The 16,797-nt window shown below is 66.0% G+C and carries 14 protein-coding genes; 5 read left to right on the top strand and 9 right to left on the bottom strand.

Annotation, left to right across the window (positions count from 1 at the left end):
- Nucleotides 1-5: 5 nt before the first annotated feature.
- The 5 genes from J7J08_RS06530 to J7J08_RS06510 all read right to left on the bottom strand — a co-directional run bounded on the left by J7J08_RS06530 (nt 6) and on the right by J7J08_RS06510 (nt 4,842).
- Nucleotides 6-980 carry an NAD-dependent epimerase/dehydratase family protein gene (locus J7J08_RS06530; RefSeq protein ID WP_214902897.1) on the bottom strand — a complete coding sequence of 325 codons (975 nt, stop codon included), beginning with the start codon at nt 978-980 and terminating at the stop codon, nt 6-8.
- Nucleotides 981-997: 17 nt separating this feature from the next.
- A complete protein-coding gene (locus J7J08_RS06525) occupies nt 998-1,363 on the bottom strand; it encodes a hypothetical protein (protein WP_214902894.1) in 366 nt (121 codons plus the stop codon).
- 195 nt (nt 1,364-1,558) lie between these two features.
- Complete coding sequence (locus tag J7J08_RS06520) at nt 1,559-2,269, bottom strand: 2OG-Fe(II) oxygenase (protein ID WP_214902893.1); 711 nt, start codon at nt 2,267-2,269, stop codon at nt 1,559-1,561.
- A gap of 140 nt (nt 2,270-2,409) precedes the next feature.
- On the bottom strand, nt 2,410-3,426 hold the full coding sequence (locus J7J08_RS06515) for a class 1 fructose-bisphosphatase (RefSeq protein WP_214902891.1): 1,017 nt from the start codon (nt 3,424-3,426) through the stop codon (nt 2,410-2,412).
- A 213-nt stretch (nt 3,427-3,639) separates the two neighbouring features.
- A complete protein-coding gene (locus J7J08_RS06510) occupies nt 3,640-4,842 on the bottom strand; it encodes an amino acid aminotransferase (RefSeq protein ID WP_214902888.1) in 1,203 nt (400 codons plus the stop codon).
- Nucleotides 4,843-5,015: 173 nt separating this feature from the next.
- Between J7J08_RS06510 and J7J08_RS06505 the strand changes: the two genes are divergently transcribed.
- The gene (locus tag J7J08_RS06505) at nt 5,016-7,127 is read left to right on the top strand and encodes a TonB-dependent receptor (RefSeq protein WP_343237712.1); all 2,112 of its coding nucleotides are present in this window, start codon (nt 5,016-5,018) and stop codon (nt 7,125-7,127) included.
- A gap of 9 nt (nt 7,128-7,136) precedes the next feature.
- On the opposite strand, the gene J7J08_RS06500 is transcribed toward J7J08_RS06505, so the two are convergent.
- Nucleotides 7,137-7,466 (bottom strand): hypothetical protein, encoded by a 330-nt coding sequence (locus tag J7J08_RS06500; RefSeq protein ID WP_214902886.1) that lies wholly within the window; start codon nt 7,464-7,466, stop codon nt 7,137-7,139.
- Nucleotides 7,467-7,619: 153 nt separating this feature from the next.
- On the opposite strand from J7J08_RS06500, the gene J7J08_RS06495 reads away from it, so the two are divergent.
- The 3 genes from J7J08_RS06495 to ligD all read left to right on the top strand — a co-directional run bounded on the left by J7J08_RS06495 (nt 7,620) and on the right by ligD (nt 11,606).
- Nucleotides 7,620-8,018, top strand: coding sequence for a hypothetical protein (locus J7J08_RS06495; protein WP_214902885.1), 399 nt, complete (start codon nt 7,620-7,622; stop codon nt 8,016-8,018).
- Between the two features lie 93 nt (nt 8,019-8,111).
- Nucleotides 8,112-9,092, top strand: a complete 981-nt coding sequence (locus J7J08_RS06490; protein WP_214902883.1) for a Ku protein — start codon at nt 8,112-8,114, stop codon at nt 9,090-9,092.
- Between the two features lie 6 nt (nt 9,093-9,098).
- Nucleotides 9,099-11,606, top strand: coding sequence for a DNA ligase D (ligD, locus tag J7J08_RS06485; protein WP_214902882.1), 2,508 nt, complete (start codon nt 9,099-9,101; stop codon nt 11,604-11,606).
- Between the two features lie 45 nt (nt 11,607-11,651).
- On the opposite strand, the gene J7J08_RS06480 is transcribed toward ligD, so the two are convergent.
- From J7J08_RS06480 to J7J08_RS06470, 3 genes are read right to left on the bottom strand one after another with little or no spacing between them, the layout of a single operon-like run.
- Nucleotides 11,652-12,035 (bottom strand): hypothetical protein, encoded by a 384-nt coding sequence (locus J7J08_RS06480; RefSeq protein ID WP_214902880.1) that lies wholly within the window; start codon nt 12,033-12,035, stop codon nt 11,652-11,654.
- 5 nt (nt 12,036-12,040) lie between these two features.
- Nucleotides 12,041-12,679, bottom strand: coding sequence for a bifunctional 4-hydroxy-2-oxoglutarate aldolase/2-dehydro-3-deoxy-phosphogluconate aldolase (gene eda, locus J7J08_RS06475; RefSeq protein WP_214902878.1), 639 nt, complete (start codon nt 12,677-12,679; stop codon nt 12,041-12,043).
- A complete protein-coding gene (locus J7J08_RS06470) occupies nt 12,666-13,688 on the bottom strand; it encodes a sugar kinase (RefSeq protein WP_214903100.1) in 1,023 nt (340 codons plus the stop codon). The genes eda and J7J08_RS06470 overlap by 14 nt, the downstream gene beginning before the upstream one ends.
- 268 nt (nt 13,689-13,956) lie before the next feature.
- Between J7J08_RS06470 and J7J08_RS06465 the strand changes: the two genes are divergently transcribed.
- The gene (locus tag J7J08_RS06465; protein WP_214902875.1) at nt 13,957-16,716 is read left to right on the top strand and encodes a TonB-dependent receptor; all 2,760 of its coding nucleotides are present in this window, start codon (nt 13,957-13,959) and stop codon (nt 16,714-16,716) included.
- Nucleotides 16,717-16,797 lie beyond the last annotated feature (81 nt).

The following is a 16,797-nucleotide window of genomic DNA, read 5'->3' as shown; positions in this document are numbered from 1 at the left end:
ATCACTCAAATAGTGCGCCCGTACGCGAGCGAGTCGCGAATGATGGAGACGAGGGAGTCACGCCGCGGAGCCCAGCCAAGGGTCTCCTGAATCAGCCGGATGTCCGCAACCATAAATGGAACCTTCCCCCACCTACGCGGGAGCAGGCTCTTTGGGATGGGTACAACGGCCTCGCCCTCTACAGCCCCGAGAACCTCAAGAACCGAGTGGCCGTGTCCGGACCCGCAGTTCAAGACGATCGAAGGGCCTCCATCATCAAGATAAGACACTGCATTGACATGCGCCCTGGCGACATCATCCACATGAACGTAGTCCCTTACCCAAGTACCGTCCGTCGTGGGACAGTCCGAGACGAATACGGGCACGAGCGTTCTTCGGCCAGTGGCAACCTCACAGGCCATGTTTATCAGCCTCGACGGATCTCCCGCAGATCCAAGGAATCCATCTCCACGGTGTACGCCGGCCACATTGAAGCACCGCAGCGAAACGCATTTGAGTCCAGCATCGTACGATAGGCTCAACAGATGCCGCTCGACGGCCAGCTTGTCTGCGCCGTACTGGCTTAGCGGTACTGTCGTGAACTTCTCATCCACTGTTCGCCCAACCCGCGAAGGTTCGTACACCGCGCAGGTCGAGGTAAACACAAGCTTCGAGACTCCAGCCCTGACGATGTCATCAAAGATGGCTGCCAAGGGTGGTGCGCCTTCTGAGCGACCAACGGTAATAGGTGATCGTTGGGGCTCATGATGGGACGTCGCGGCATGAACTACCGTTTCGACTCCATGCTCGGCAATTATCTTTAATAGCATTTTTGGACTAAACAGATCACACGTGTACAGGCGTGATCCGGCAACCCCGTCAGGAGATCCAGTGCTCAGGTCATCGACCACCAACACGCCCCGATCTGCTGCCAAGAGGTGACGTACGATGTGGCTACCAATGTACCCAGCTCCTCCAATCACCAGGACAGGTCCGGCCATGCTGGATCAACTCCAGGTCAGTGCAACAAGATCGCCTTCAGCGCCGGATCCGTAGAGAACACAAACCGGCTCTGGAACTGATCACCGGTACGCTCGATCGCCTCAACGAAGCCATAGGTGTGAGCACCAGGGTCCTCTTGCAGGCGGCTCAGCCAAGCGTCGTGATCCGCTATGGATCCCGCTCTTACAGATCCTACGCAAACGCTGAGGCCGCACGAGAGATTCTCTACGGCACCGTTTGTTCCCACAGCACGCTCAAAGGGGAGCTGGTCTGCAAACGCAGCGTGCGCGTAGTCGTCTTCTACCGTCCAGTTGAGTGTGTTGAGCTCCAATCCGTTCAGGTCGTCATGGAGACAGCGGCCGGCAACGCGGTCGTCGTCCATGACCTATCGATTCAGGACATCATTACGCTCGCTGAAACGACTCACCTGGAACTTCTTTACGAGCATTCCTCCGGTCCCCAGGAGCTCCCTGTGGCATTCGTCGTTGAAGCGGTTACGAGTCACCCTGATGCCCAGCAGTTCTTCTCTGTGGTGGCGCAGGAGGTTGAGTGCTAGGTGGTCGCCGCTGCCCTTGCCTCACCCACCCCCGTACAGCTTCTCCGCGCTCTGGAACAGGATCCAGCTTGTCGCAATGAACTTGTCCCCGCCCTGCGGGCGGTTGCCCCGGTGGGTGTGGGTGAAAGCAGTAGGCGCAATCAACAGGCTGCCAGTACGCGGCGCCACCTTGCGGTCCTGGAACAGGAACTCGGTTTCCCCCGCCTCGAAGTCATCGTTGAGGTACAGCGTCCACAGCAGGTGCCGGTGCAGGGTTTCGCCGGCCGGGTCGCGCGGGTACAGCTCGCAGTGCCAATAGGGGTAACCGCCCTCGCCCGCCGCATACCACTGCAGGTTGATCGCCCCCGGGCGCAGGCACGTACGGGCCAGTCCGGACAGGGCGTTGTCGTCCATGCCCGGAAAATCTTCGGCTTTCAGCCGGCGTGCCGTGCCATCGGTGTCTTGCACCTGCAACATGAGCGGGGAGATCAGCGCCTGTGGATAACGGCGTAGATAACTCAAAACGCCGCTGAATACTGCCTGTTGCAGCTGCATTTCGACCTGGCGCCACTCGGGCCGCCCACTGATGCGCAGATCCTTGCTGTGCTTGAGCTCCGGGAACACGCCGCTGCCTACTTCGCCGGGTTGGAGCTGGGCGCTGGAGCGCATTTGCGCCTGAATTGCGGCACAGGTCTCAACCGGGATGGCGTTGTGGATTACTTCGATGAAGTCGAGCGGGGTTTCGGCCTGCATGGGGTCATCCGTGGGCATTTGAGCCCGATGGTGACCTGTGTTGGTGCGGGTGTCACCCCGTTGCCATTATGGGGAACGGGGTCGCATATGGTCGCGCGTGGTGAGAGCAGCCGGGCAGAGCCCGGCTCTACGGCGCATTATCAGGCGTTCGCGGCGTCGTGCTCGCGGTGGTAGCGGGTGGCTTCGACCACTTCGTTGCGGGAGCCGAGGAACACCGGCACGCGCTGGTGCAGGTGGTTGGGCTGGATGTCCAGGATGCGCTCGCGGCCGGTGGTGGCGGCGCCGCCGGCCTGTTCCACCAGCAGGCCCATGGGGTTGGCTTCGTACATCAGGCGCAGCTTGCCGGCCTTGCTGGGGTCCTTCTTGTCCCACGGGTAGATGAAGATGCCGCCACGGGTAAGGATGCGGTGCACGTCGGCCACCATGCTGGCAATCCAGCGCATGTTGAAGTTCTTGCTGCGCGCGCCTTCCTTGCCGGCCAGCAGGTCCTGCACGTAGCCCTGCATGGGGGCTTCCCAGTGGCGCTGGTTGGACATGTTGATGGCGAATTCCTGGGTGTCTTCGGGAATCTGCATGCCGCGCTGGGTAAGCACGAATTCGCCGGTTTCACGGTCCAGGGTGAAGGCGTGGGTGCCGTGGCCGGTGGTGAGCACCATCTGGGTGCTGGGGCCGTAGATGCAGTAGCCGGCGGCGATCTGGGCGGTGCCCGCCTGCAGGAAGCTTTCGTCGGTGGGCTGTTCGGTGCCGGCCGGGCTGCGCAGTACGGAGAAGATGGTGCCGACCGAGACGTTCACGTCGATGTTGGAGCTGCCATCGAGGGGGTCGAACAGGAGCAGGAAGTCGCCGCGCGGGTAGGTATCCGGCACGGGCTGGGAGTGGTCCATTTCCTCGGAGGCGCAGGCGGCAAGGTGGCCGCCCCAGGCGTTGGCTTCGAGCAGGATCTCGTTGCTGATGACGTCGAGCTTCTTCTGCGCTTCGCCCTGCACGTTGCCGGTGCCGGCATCGCCGAGCACGCCGCCCAGGGCACCCTTGCTGACCGCGATGGAGATGTTGGTGCAGGCGCGGCCCACCACCGCGATGAGCTGGCGCAGGTCGGCGTTGATGCGGCCTGCGTGCTGCTCTTCGATCAGGTACCGGGTAAGCGACGTACGGGACATGGAATGGCTGCCAAAGACATTTCGGGGGCCGTATTGTGGCCCGTTCGGCAAGGCATTACGAGGTAAGCGGACACGTAAGCGGTTACAGGGAGTTATCGGCTTTCGGCCGGCATCGTGTGGGCCGGCCAACGGCCGGCGCTACCGGTGGGTGTGTCGCCGGAACGAACAACGGCCGCACTGGGCGGCCGTTGTGGGACACATCTACGTGCTGCATCAGCCCTTGGCGACGGTCGACACGGCCTTGGCCACGTATTCCAGGTTGCCCTGGTTCAGCGCGGCCACGCAGATGCGGCCGGTGCCGACGGCGTAGATGCCGTACTCGTCGCGCAGGCGGTCCACCTGCGGGCGGCTCAGGCCCGAATACGAGAACATGCCGGCCTGGTCGTTGATGAAGGCGAACTCCGGTGCACCGGCGGCCACCAGCTTGTCCACCAGGCCGTGGCGCAGGGCGTGGATGCGCTCGCGCATTTCGGTCAGTTCCTGCTCCCACAGCTGGCGCAGCTCGGGGCTGGTCAGCACGCCGGCCACCAGGGCCGCGCCGTGGGTGGAGGGGCTGGAATAGATGGTGCGGATGATGCGCTTGACCTGCGACTGCACGGCCTTGGCGGCGTTCGCATCCGGGGCCACCACCGACAGCGCGCCCACGCGCTCGCCGTACAGCGAGAACGACTTGGAGTACGAGTTGGCGACCACGAAGCTGTCGATGCCGGCCTCGGCGATGATGCGCACGGCGGCGCCGTCTGCGTCGATGCCCTTGTCGAAGCCCTGGTAGGCCATGTCGATGAACGGGAACAGCTTGCGTTCCTTCAGCAGCTGCGCCACCTGCTTCCACTGGGCCACGGTGAGGTCGGCGCCGGTGGGGTTGTGGCAGCAGGCGTGCAGCAGCACCACGGTGCCCGGCTGCAGCGTGTTGAGGTCGGCCAGCATGGCGTCGAAGTTCACGCCGTGGGTGGTCGGGTCGAAGTAGGCGTACTCCACCACGTCAAAGCCGGCCGCACCGAACACGGCGCGGTGGTTTTCCCAGCTGGGGTTGCTGATGGCGATGGTGGCGTGCGGCAGCAGGCGGTGCAGCAGGTCTGCGCCAACGCGCAGGGCGCCACTGCCGCCCACGGTCTGCGCGGTGGACACGCGGCCAGCGGCCAGCAGCGGCGAATCTTTGCCGAAGACCAGTTCGCGGGTGGCCTGGTTGTAGGCGGGCAGGCCATCGATGGGCAGGTAGCCGCGCGGTTTGGCCTCGTTGGCCAACTGCTGCTCGATCTGCTTGACGGCGCGAAGCAGCGGAATGCGGCCGCTTTCGTCGTAATAGATGCCCACGCCCAGGTTGACCTTGGTGGGGCGGCTGTCGGCGTTGTATGCCTCGGTCAGGCCCAGGATCGGGTCGCCCGGGACCAGTTCCACATTTGCAAAGAAGGACACGGCGGTACTCATTCGGATGACGGATGGGGGAGGTTGGCGCGAAACTAACTCATCGTAACAAAGCATTGGCGTGGGCGCGGTGCCTGCCGTCACGCTCGGAGCCGTACCCTGTCGTGCGGTGCCCCTTTTCCGGAGAAGCCCCTCTGCGCACGTTCCGTCTTACCCCGCTGGCCATCGGTTGTGCGCTGCTTTCGGCCACCGCCCTGCCGAACCCGGCACAGGCCCAGGCCGCCCCCGTTTCCCCTGCTCCGATCGAGCGGCTGCCCACGGTTCAGGTGCAGGCCGCGCGCGGCCAGCAGGTGGCCGATGTGGACCTGCCGGCTTCGCTCAGCACCGTGTGGCTGGATGACGATGCCAACGGCAACCTGGCCCAGATCGCTGACGCATTGAGCGGGGTACCCGGCGTGGTCGCCCGCGACCGCCAGAACCTGGCCCAGGACACCCAGCTCTCCATCCGCGGCTTCGGGGCGCGGTCCACCTTCGGGGTGCGCGGGGTGCGGGTGCTGGTGGACGGGGTGCCGGCCACCATGCCCGACGGGCAGGGCCAGCTCTCCCACGCCAGCCTGCTCTCGGCCCAGCGCGTGGAGGTGCTGCGCGGGCCGTTCTCGACGCTGTACGGCAATTCCTCTGGCGGCGTGGTGCAGGTGTGGAGCGCCGATGGCCAGGCCGGCGACCCGTGGCGGCTGCGTGTGGCCGGCGGCAGCGACGGTACGCTCAGCACCGGCGCGCAGCTGCGCGGCGAGCAGGGCCCGGTGCGCTACAACGTGGCGGCCAACCATTTCCGCACCGACGGCTGGCGCGACCACAGCGCGGCGCGGCGTGAATCGGTGAACGCGCGGCTGGGCACCGAGGTGGGCGGCGGCCAGCTGGACCTGGTGCTGAACTACTTCGATTCACCCGATGCGCAGGACCCGCTGGGGCTCACCCGCGAGCAGGTGCGGCAGGACCCGCGCCAGGCCACGGCGGTGGCCACCCAGTACAACACCCGCAAATCGGTGCGCCAGGCCCAGGCGGGGCTGGTCTTCACCCGCACCGAGGGCAGCCAGACCTGGCGGGCGATGGGCTATGCCGGGCAGCGCAGCGTGGAGCAGTTCCTGGCCATTCCGCCGGGGCCGCAGGCCAACCCGCTGCATGCCGGCGGGGTGATCGACCTGGAGGGCGGCTACGGCGGGTTGGACCTGCGCTGGGCCTGGCAGGGGAATTGGGCCGGGCGGCCGCTGGAAGTGGTGATCGGCGCCAATGCCGACCAACAACAGCAGGATCGGCGCGGTTACGAGAATTTCGTGGGCGATACGCTGGGCGTGCGCGGGGCACTGCGGCGCGACCAGAGCGACCGCGTGCGCAACGTGGACCAGTTCGCACAGGCCTTCTGGCAGTGGGCGCCCCGCTGGTCGCTGCTGCTGGGGGTGCGCCACAGCGAGGTGCGGTTCCGCTCCAACGACCACTACATCACCGCGCGCAACCCGGATGACAGCGGCTCGCGCGACTACTCGGCCACCACGCCGGTGGCCGGGGTGGTGTTCCACGCCAGCGATGCCTGGCGGGTGTACGCCTCGGCCGGGCGCGGGTTTGAAACGCCCACCTTCAACGAGCTGGGCTACCGCGCGGATGGCGCGGCCGGGTTGGCGCTGAACCTCTCTGCCGCGCGCAGCCAGAACCTGGAGCTGGGCGGGAAGTGGCGTGGCGAGGGCGGCGCGGCCTTCGACGCGGCGGTGTTCCGCGCCGATACCGATGACGAGCTGGCCGTGGCCAGCAATACCAACGGGCGCAGCACCTACCGCAACATCGGCAGGACCCGCCGCCAGGGCGTGGAAGCCAGCCTGCAGGTGCCGATTACCCCGGCGCTGGAGGCCACGCTGTCCTACACCTACCTGGAAGCCACGGTGCGCGAGCCCTACCTGGTCTGTGCCGGTACGGGCTGCGCGACCCCGAGCACCGTGGTGGCGGCCGGCGCACGGCTGCCGGGCGTGCCGGAGCAGCAGTGGTTCGGGCGGCTGCAGTACCAGCCCGGGGCGTGGCAATGGGCCGGGGAGGTGGTGGCCTCCAGCGATACGGTGGTGAACGATCTGGCCACCGACACGGCGCCGGGGTATGCCCTGTTCAACCTGGAAGCGGCGCGCAAGTGGACCACCGCGCAGGGCGCGTTGCGGGTGTTTGCACGGGTGGACAACGTGTTGGACCAGCGCTATGTCGGTTCGGTGATCGTCAACGACGGCAACCAGCGGTTCTTCGAGCCGGGGCCGGACCGGCGGTATGGCGTGGGCGTGCAGTGGGCGTGGCAATAGCCCGCCCATTCACTTGGGAATCTTGGCCGGCACGAACGGCGAAGTCGGGTCGCTGGCGGGGAACGTTTCCTCCAGCGCCTCATCCTGGTTGTCGCTCTCGTGCGCCTTGCGTGCGCGGCGTTGGTGCTCGAGCTCTTCCTCCCCGCCTGGACGCGGCGCGGCGGCCGGGTCCTTGCGGTCGCGGGAGGCGTGCACCGGGTCGACACCGGTGCGCATGTGCTCAGGCGCCTCGGAGGGCGACATGCCCGCGCCCCGGTCTTCTTCGTTCTGCAGGTCGTGCTTGGCGCGCTGCTCACCGGGAACCGGGGTAGTGGCTTCGCGCAGGGGATCGCGTTGCATGGGGGGTGTCTCCGTAGGGGGATGGCTGGAATGTACGCACCCCTGAGGGGAGGCCGACGTGAAGCCAAACCGGGCGGTCTCAACAGATCTGTCACGGCTGGCTAACGGCGCCGGGGCTATTCCTGCCAGCCCCACTCCTGCCGGAGACGTGCCATGCCCCGCCTGGACCGCCGTGCCGCACCCGCGCTGTTCAACACCTACCTGCAGCCGGACCGGAACGCGCGCCGCGGCCGCCGCCCGCGCGCCGAGGAGCCGGAAGCCGTGGCGCAGGATTACCTGCAGTACATGCGCAGTGACTACGAACGCCGCCGCAGTCAGGGTCGGCGCAGCTGGAAGGATCTGTACCCCGCGTATGCCTTCGCGCTGACCACGCATTACGCCGATTGGCCGCGTGGCAACGACGACGACACCAACGGCGAACTGGCCGAGCACTGGGAACAGATGCGCGGGCAATCGCGCTTGGGCTGGCCGCAGGCCCGCGCCATCGTCGAAGACGCCTGGCTGGCGCTGGACCACATGCCCGCTGCAGCGGTGCACGGCCTGCTGCAGTAAGGCCGTGCAAGCGGCCTGCACGGGCCGGACACAGCCGTTTCACGCCTGTGGCGGTACAGGTGGCGTCCCGCTTTGCACTGGAGTGGCGCCGCCATGGCCCGACCGATCTGGACCGGAACGCTGTCATTCGGGCTGCTGAATGTGCCGGTGTCGCTGATGTCGGGCGAGCGCAAGACCGACCTCAGTTTCCGCATGCTCGATTCGCGTGACCGCAAGCCGATCCGCTTCGAACGGGTCAACGCCGATACCGGCGAAGAAGTGCCGTGGAAGGATATCGTCAAAGCCTACGAGTACGACAAGGGCAGCTATGTCGTGCTGGACGAGAGCGACATCAAATCCGCCGCGCCGGAAAGCCATGAAACGGTGGAAGTGGAAAGCTTCGTCGATGCCAGCCAGATTGACCCGCGCTACTTCGAAAAGCCGTATGTGCTGGTGCCCGGCAAGAAGGCCGAGAAAGGCTACGTGCTGCTGCGCGAAACCCTGCGCAGCACCGGCAAGGTGGGCATTGCGCGCGTGGTGGTGCGCACCCGCGAGTACCTGTGCGCGGTGATGCCGCAGGAACATGCCCTGGTGCTGCTGATCCTGCGCTACCCGCAGGAGCTGGTGGACCCGGAAGAACACAAACTGCCCACCGGCTCGCTGTCCGACTACCGGATCAGCAGCAAGGAAACGCAGATGGCCGAGCAGCTCATCGAATCGATGTCGGGCCAATGGAAGCCCGACGACTACCACGATGAATTCCGCGAACGCCTGCAGGCCGTGCTCACCAAGCGCATCAAGGAGAAGGGTGGCACCACCAGGGTGGAAGACGAACCGGCCACGCCGCACGATGCCACCACCAATGTGGTGGACTTCATGTCGCTGCTGCAGAAGAGCCTGGATGCGAAGAAGCGCACGCCGGCCAAGAAGAGCGCGGCAGTGTCGAAGGTGGTGAAGAAGGCAGCGCCTGCCAGGAAGGCTGCGAAGACCACCAAGGCCGCCAAGGCTGCGGGCAAGACGACGAAGACCGCGACCAAGGCCACCAAGGCCACGAAGAAAACCACCACGCGTGCGCCTGCGCGCAAGGCCGGGTAAGCGCTCATGTCGCTGCAGGAATACCGGCGCAAGCGCCGCATCGGTGAAACCCCCGAACCCGATGACGCGCGCCGTGGTGCCGCCGCGCGCCGCCCGATCTTCGTGGTGCAGCTGCACCACGCCAGTTCGCGCCATTACGATTTCCGTCTGGAGGCCGACGGCGTGCTGAAGAGCTGGGCGGTGCCGAAAGGGCCGTCGTTGCGGGTAGGCGAGAAGCGGTTGGCGGTGGAGGTGGAAGATCACCCGCTGTCATACGCCACCTTTGAAGGCGATATTCCCGAAGGCCACTACGGTGCCGGGCATGTAGACGTATACGACCACGGCACCTGGTCCTGCGAAGGCGAGCCGCTGGAGGCGATTGCCGCCGGCAAGCTCGACTTCGTGCTGCATGGGAGCAGGCTAAAGGGCGGCTGGAAGCTGGTACGCACCAACATGAAGGGCAAGCAGCACCAGTGGCTGCTGATCAAGCGCGATGACGAAGAGGCGCGGGACACGGACGCTGATGCGCTGCTGGAGGACGTAGTTCCATCGAAGCGCCAGGCGACCAAACCCGCAGCACGCCGCAATGCCGACGCGCGCTGGAACAAGCGCGCGCTGGCACTGGAGCATGCACGCAATACACCCTACCCGCACGCCTTCAAGCCACAGCTTACCGACCACCGCGACAGCGCGCCGAACGGCGATGCCTGGCTGCACGAGATCAAGTGGGACGGTTACCGCCTGCTGGCCGACGTAAACGACGGCGTCGTGGCACTGCGCTCCCGGAACGGTCTGAACTGGACCGGGGACTTCCCCGAAGTGGTGCAGGCGATCGAAGCGCTGCCGGTGACCGACCTGCGCCTTGACGGTGAACTGGTGGTGCTGGATGCGCAGGGCCACAGCGATTTCACCGCCCTGCAGAAGGTCATCGATGGCACCGCCAGGCAGCCGCTGCGCTACGTGGTGTTCGACATGCCCGGCGTGGCCGGTGTGGATATCAGCCGCTCGCCGTTGCTGGCCCGCAAGGCGCTGTTGAAGGAACTGCTGGGCGATACGCCCGGCACGCTGGCCTACAGCGAACACGTGCTCGACCACGGCCCGGCGGTCTTCGACGCCAGCGGACAGGCGGGCTTTGAAGGCATCATCAGCAAGCGGGTGGACGCGCCGTACATCAACGCGCGCTCGCCCAGCTGGGTGAAGGTGAAGCATGAGAACACCGATGAGTTCCTGGTGGTGGGCTACACCGACCCGAAGGGATCGCGCAGCGGCTTCGGTTCGCTGCTGATGGCCACCCCCGATAACGGCGGCCTGCGTTACGTGGGCCGCGTCGGCACCGGCTTCGACGACGCCAGGCTGGCCGCGATGCACCGCCAGCTCAAGGCGCTGGACACCGACAAGGCCGCCGTTGAACTGCCTTCGCATGTCCCGTTCAAGGCCAGCAGCGTGCACTGGGTCAAAGCCACGCTGGTGGCCGAAGTGGCGTTCCGCGGCTGGGCCAAGGAAGGACTGCTGCGCCAGGCCAGCTTCAAGCGACTGCGCGAGGACAAAACTGCCAAGGACCTGGGCGCTGCCGGCGCGCCACCCTCTGCCAAGGCGCGCAGCAGGGCAAAGGCAGCCGACACCGCGCCGGCAAAAGCCGCCAAGTCACGCACCAGCACCACGGCCGCCGGGACCGCTGACGGCGTGAACATCTCCCACCCCGAGCGGGTCGTCTTCGCCAAGGCCAAGCTCACCAAGGGCGACGTGGCCGATTACTACCGGCAGATGGCTCGCTGGATCCTGCCCGAAGTCGCGCGCCGCCCGCTCTCACTGCTGCGCTGCCCCGATGGCGTGGACAAGCAATGCTTCTTCCAGAAGCACCACGGCACCGGCCTGGGCGACGCGGTGGAAGCCATCCCGCTGGAACAGAAGAGCGGCCGCGAAGATTACCTGTACATCGAAGATGCGGAAGGTCTGCTGCAGTTGGTGCAGATGAACACCCTGGAGCTGCACCCGTGGGGTGCCACCGTGGATGACCCCGAACACCCCGACCGGCTGGTGTTCGATCTGGACCCGGGTGAAGGCGTGACTTGGATAGCGATCAAGGCCGCAGCGCGGGATGTGCGTGACCGCCTGCAGGAGCTCGGGCTGGAAAGCTTCGTGCGCCTGTCCGGCGGCAAGGGCCTGCACGTGGTGGTGCCGCTGAAGCCCAAGGCGGATTGGGCGCAGGCCAAGGATTTCTGCGAGTCGTTCGCCCAGGCCATGGCCGAGCACGCACCGGACCGTTACGTGGCCACGATGAGCAAGGCCAAGCGCAGTGGCGTGATCTTCATCGATTGGCTGCGCAATGCACGCGGCGCCACCAGCGTGTGCTCATGGTCGCTGCGTGCGCGGCCATCGGCCGGGGTAGCGGTGCCGTTACGCTGGGAAGAGCTGGGGCGGATCACCGCGGCCGACGCGTTCCCGTTGCCCAAGGCATTGCAGCGTGCCGGGAAATTGAAGCAGGACCCGTGGGAAGGCATCGATCAGATCAAGCAGGTGTTGCCGACCTTGTGATGGGGTACCGGCGTAGAGCCACGCCCTGCGTGGCTGCACGCGGATTCACCGAGGCCGATACCGCGCCCCCAACCAGATCCCGATCGCCTGTACCGGCAACGACACCAACAACGTCACCACGAACCAGAACGGGTAATCGCTCCCCAGATCCCACGCGGCAAACACGGAAGCGGCAGCAATCAACACCCACACCACCCCGCCATGCACATGCGGCCACACCGGCGCATAGCGCGCAGCGAACGCTATAGCGGCAACGCCACCCAGAATCGTCCAGCCCAGATCCCACGCCAGCCGCACCTCGCCCTCGCCCAACCCCAGCCAGGGCGCGATCCATCCGCCGGCACCGCTCACCATGCCCAGCACGAACAGCGCCACCCCCACGCACAGCACGGAGAGCACAACGGTCTTGGCAGTGGACAATGCGGACATCGACCTTACCCCACCAGCGCGGCCGATTCCCGCGCCAACTGTTCGATCCCGGCCCAATCGCGTGCCTGCAGCAAGGCCCGCGTGGTCAACCACGAGCCACCCACGCACAGCACGTTGGGCAGGTGCAGGAAATCGCGCGCGGTCTGTGCGCTGATCCCACCGGTCGGGCAGAAGCGCACATCGCCGAACGGCCCGTTCCACGCCGACAGCATCGCGGTGCCACCGGCCTGCACGGCCGGGAAGAACTTGAACGTATCCAGCCCGTGTTCCAGGCCCAGCATCAGTTCGGACGAGGTGGCCACGCCGGGCAGGAACGGCAGGTCGGTATCGCGCGCAGCGGCATACAGCTGCCCGGTCGCGCCGGGCGCCACCGCAAAGCGGCCCCCCACGGCCTTCACCCGCTCCATCTGCTTCGGGGTCAGCACGGTACCCGCGCCCACCACCGCATCCGGTACGGCCTCCACCATCGCCTGGATCGCATCCATCGCAATGGCGGTACGCAGGGTCACTTCGATCACCGGCAGCCCGCCGTTGAACAGCGCCTGGGCAACCTGCACCGCCTCGTCCACGCTTTCAGGGGTATACACCGGAATCACCGGGGCCAGTTTCAGGACTGCGCGTACGCGCGGATCAGCGCCGGACATCGAATCGCTCCTCGCCCGTCAGGGCCAGTACGTCAGCTTCACTGACGGGGTTGAAATCACCAGGGATGGAATGCTTCAGGCTGGCCGCAGCCAGACCGAAACGCACGATCGCATCCGGTTCGAAGCCTTGCATCATGCCATGCAGGATGCCGGCGGCGAATGCATCGCCACCGCCGATGCGGTCGACGATACCGATCATCTCGCGCGTTGGCGCCACCGCGCGGGTGCCGTCGCGGCCCAGCAGCATGGCACCCAGCCTGTGGTGATCCACGCTGACCGGGCTGCGCTGCGTGCATGCCATCCACTGCAGGCGCGGGAACGCGGCGAAGGCCTGCACGGCGGCGGCGTCCACGCGGTCGGCCAGCCCGGTCTGCTCGAACTGCCCGCCCAGCACCACGCCGATATCGCGGTAGTCGGCGAAGGCCACCGTGGCGCAGGCGAACAGCTCGCGCAGGATGCGCGGCGCATCGCCTTCCCAGCGCGCCCACAGTGACGGGCGGAAGTTGCCATCGAACGAGACTTTGACCCCGCGTTCGCACGCCGCGCGCGCTGCGACCAGGGTGGCGTCGGCCATCGCCGGGTTCAGTGCGGGGCTCACCCCGGACAGGTGCAGCCACTGCGCGCCGCGCAGCAGCGCGTCCCAGTCGTAATCGGCGGCGCTGCCCAGCGCGAACGCCGAATCCACGCGGTCGTACACCACTTCGCTGGCGCGCTGCACCGCGCCGGTGGTGAGGAAGTACAGGCCCATGCGCCCGGGGCGGGCCTGCACGTTGGAGGTATCCACGCCATGCCTGCGCAGTTCGCCGGCCACGAACTGGCCCAGGGGATTGGCCGGCAGCGTGCTGACCATGTGCACCGTATGCCCGAAGTGGGCCAGCGAAACCCCTACGTTGGCCTCTGCGCCGCCGGCATGCACGGCCAGCTGCGGCGTCTGCAGCAGCAGCTCACGGCCCGGCGCACTCATGCGCAGCAACAACTCCCCGAAACAGACAACACGACTCATGGCGATGGATCCCTTCGTGGTGGGCATGACCTGCGGGTCAAGGCCCGGACAGTAATGGCTAGCGGTGTCATTCTAGCGGCGCGGGGCCGTCCGTCCACCCGCCCGGTTTGTCGGAACCTATGTCCCGCAAGCGTCTACGGGACATTGAAAGTCTGTTGCGGTGCAAGATGCTCAAGCCCCAACGGACTGTTAACGTCCGCCCTGACCAGCGGTGTCATTGCACTGACATGTCGCCGGATAGCTGTTTCATGTAGCACCTTGGGAGAGGGAAAACATGCAATATCGAAACACACAGAAAAAGACACCGGTTACCTTGCTCGCCCTGTCCATCGGCCTGGCGCTGAGCGGTACCACCCTGGCGCAGGACCCGGCCCCGACCGCGGCCACCGACCTGGACACCGTCACCGTCACCGGCTACCGCGCCAGCGTCGAGAAGGCGCTGGACATCAAGCGCAGCGAATCGGGCGTGGTCGATGCCATCGTTGCCGAGGATATCGGCAAATTCCCCGATCTGAACCTGGCCGAGTCGCTGCAGCGCGTGCCCGGCGTGGTCATCACCCGTGAAGCCGGCGAAGGCCGCAACATCTCGGTGCGCGGCCTGGGCCCGGATTTCACCCGCGTGCGCATCAACGGCATGGAAGCGCTGACCACCGTGGGCGCCGGCGACCAGAGCGGCGGCACCAACCGCGGCCGTGGATTCGACTTCAACGTGTTCGCCTCGGACCTGTTCTCGCAGCTGATCGTGCGCAAGACCGCATCGGCCGACGTGGAAGAAGGTTCGCTGGGCGCCACGGTCGACCTGCGCACCGCGCGCCCGTTTGACTACGACGGCTTCACCTTCGCCGCCAGCGGCCAGGCCAGCTACAACGCCATGGCTGAAAAGGCCGACCCGCGCGTGGCGGCATTGATCTCCAACACCTGGGCCGATGGCACCTTCGGTGCCTTGGTGTCGGTGGCCTACTCCGAGCGCCAGGCGCTGGAAGAAGGCTCCAACACCGGCCGCTGGGCCAACGGCCCGAGCAACGGCAACTTCAGCGCGGACTCGCCGTTCACCGAAGCACGTTCGGCCGATGTTTACCACCCGCGCTTCCCGCGCTACGTGCAGATGGAACACGAGCAGAAGCGCCTGGGCGTGACCGGCACCCTGCAGTGGAAGCCCACCGACGCCACTGAAATCTCGCTGGATGCGCTGTACTCCAAGATCGACGCCGAGCGCGACGAACACTACATCGAGGCGATTTCCTTCAGCCGCGGCACCAGCAGCAACCCGCGCCTGGTCGGCAAGCCGAACACGATCGTCAATAGCGGCGTGATCGAGAACAACGCGCTGGTCTACGGTGAGTTCGACAACGTCGACATCCGCAGCGAAAACCGCCACGACGAGTGGAGCACCGAGTTCAAGCAGATCGCGCTGAACGGCCAGCACCGCTTCGGCGACAACTTCACCTTGTCCGGCAAGGTCGGCATCTCGCGCTCCAAGCACGAGAACCCGGTCCAGACCACGATCATCATGGACAAGTACGATGTCGATGGTTACAGCTACGATTACCGCGGCAACAGCCGGTTCCCGACGCTGAACTACGGCATCGATCCGACCGATCCGAACGGCTGGGAACTGGCTGAAATCCGCCTGCGCCCGCAGTACGTGGACAACGACTTCGACACCGGCCAGGTCGACTTCAACTGGAACATCAGCCCCGGCTTCCGCCTGAAGGGCGGCATCCTGGCCAAGAACTACACCTTCAGCACCGTGGAACTGCGCCGCGCCAGCGAGCTGGCCGTGCCCAACTTCGCCGACGGCACCAAGATCGTGCCGGTGGACATGACCAGCCAGACCGGCCTGAAGGGCATCACCGGCAGCCCGGACCAGTGGGTGGTGCCGGACCTGAACGCCTTCGCCAACCAGTTGGACATCTACAGCAACTCCGGTATCTACGCTGTCGCCCCGCGTGCCAACAACGTACGCAGCGTGGACGAAGAAGACCGCGGTGGCTACCTGATGGGCGAGTTCTCCACCGACCTGGGCAGCATTCCGTTCTCCGGCAACTTCGGCGTGCGCTACGTGAAGACCAAGCAGAGCTCCACCGGTCTTTCCACGCTGTCCAGCGGTACGGTGTCCACCACGGTGGATCGCAGCTACGACGACACCCTGCCCTCGTTCAACCTGGTGGCTGAAGTGGCGCCGGACTTCCTGATCCGCCTCGGCGCGGCCAAGGTGATGAGCCGCCCGGGCCTGGGTAGCCTGACCCCGGGCGCTACGGTGGCAGTGGCCGGCGGTGCCCGCACGATTTCCAGCGGCAACCCGAACCTCGACCCGATCCGCGCCACCAACGTCGACCTGGGCTTCGAGTGGTACTTCAGCGAAGGCGCGATGGCCGGTATCGGCCTGTTCTACAAGGACATCGAAAGCTTCGTGCAGACCACCCGCGAAGTGGCGCCGTACAGCGCCAGCGGCCTGCCGGACTCGCTGCTGATCGGCACCGGCGCCTCGCCGGCCGATGACTTCACCTACACCAAGCCGGTCAACACCCCGGGTGGCGAGCTGCACGGCGTGGAAGTGAACTACACCCAGCCCTTCACCTTCCTGCCGGGCAACTGGTCCAACCTGGGCGTGCAGTTGAACTACACCTGGGTGGAATCGCAGATCCAGTACATCAACTCCAGCGGCCAACCGGTGATGAAGGCCGACCTGACCGGTCTGTCCAAGTCGAGCTGGAACGCCACGCTGTTCTACGAAGGCAAGGTGTTCTCCGGCCGTGTGTCGGCCACCAACCGCGACGATTACCTGACCCAGGTGCCGGGCACCGAAGCGGGCTTCAACGTGGACGGTACCCACGGCATGACCGGCACCACCTTCATCGATGCCTCTATCCGCTACGCGATCAGCGACAAGCTGGAGCTGAGCCTGGAAGGCATGAACCTCACCAACGAAGCCAGCGACGAGTGGGTGTACTCGCCGTCGACCGGTCGCCTGCCGCTGCAGTACACCGAGACCGGCCGGCAGTTCATGCTGGGCGCGCGCTACAAGTTCTGATCCATCGCAACCGGCAGCGGCGTGGGCAACCACGCCGCTGTTGCGGCGCAAGATGCCGCACCGCTTCCCCTTTGCTAGTTT

The sequence above is a fragment of the Stenotrophomonas sp. ISL-67 genome (assembly GCF_018612915.1).
Taxonomy (GTDB): Bacteria; Pseudomonadota; Gammaproteobacteria; order Xanthomonadales; family Xanthomonadaceae; genus Stenotrophomonas.
This window is presented reverse-complemented; position numbering and strand designations above follow the sequence as displayed.

Bases quoted from the DNA above. Each gene is read 5' to 3' on its own strand.
- J7J08_RS06530 (WP_214902897.1), bottom strand. From the start codon at position 980: ATGGCCGGACCTGTCCTGGTGATTGGAGGAGCTGGGTACATTGGTAGC.
- J7J08_RS06525 (WP_214902894.1), bottom strand. From the start codon at position 1,363: ATGGACGACGACCGCGTTGCCGGCCGCTGTCTCCATGACGACCTGAAC.
- J7J08_RS06520 (WP_214902893.1), bottom strand. From the start codon at position 2,269: ATGCAGGCCGAAACCCCGCTCGACTTCATCGAAGTAATCCACAACGCC.
- J7J08_RS06515 (WP_214902891.1), bottom strand. From the start codon at position 3,426: ATGTCCCGTACGTCGCTTACCCGGTACCTGATCGAAGAGCAGCACGCA.
- J7J08_RS06500 (WP_214902886.1), bottom strand. From the start codon at position 7,466: ATGCAACGCGATCCCCTGCGCGAAGCCACTACCCCGGTTCCCGGTGAG.
- J7J08_RS06495 (WP_214902885.1), top strand. From the start codon at position 7,620: ATGCCCCGCCTGGACCGCCGTGCCGCACCCGCGCTGTTCAACACCTAC.
- J7J08_RS06490 (WP_214902883.1), top strand. From the start codon at position 8,112: ATGGCCCGACCGATCTGGACCGGAACGCTGTCATTCGGGCTGCTGAAT.
- ligD (WP_214902882.1), top strand. From the start codon at position 9,099: ATGTCGCTGCAGGAATACCGGCGCAAGCGCCGCATCGGTGAAACCCCC.
- J7J08_RS06480 (WP_214902880.1), bottom strand. From the start codon at position 12,035: ATGTCCGCATTGTCCACTGCCAAGACCGTTGTGCTCTCCGTGCTGTGC.
- eda (WP_214902878.1), bottom strand. From the start codon at position 12,679: ATGTCCGGCGCTGATCCGCGCGTACGCGCAGTCCTGAAACTGGCCCCG.
- J7J08_RS06465 (WP_214902875.1), top strand. From the start codon at position 13,957: ATGCAATATCGAAACACACAGAAAAAGACACCGGTTACCTTGCTCGCC.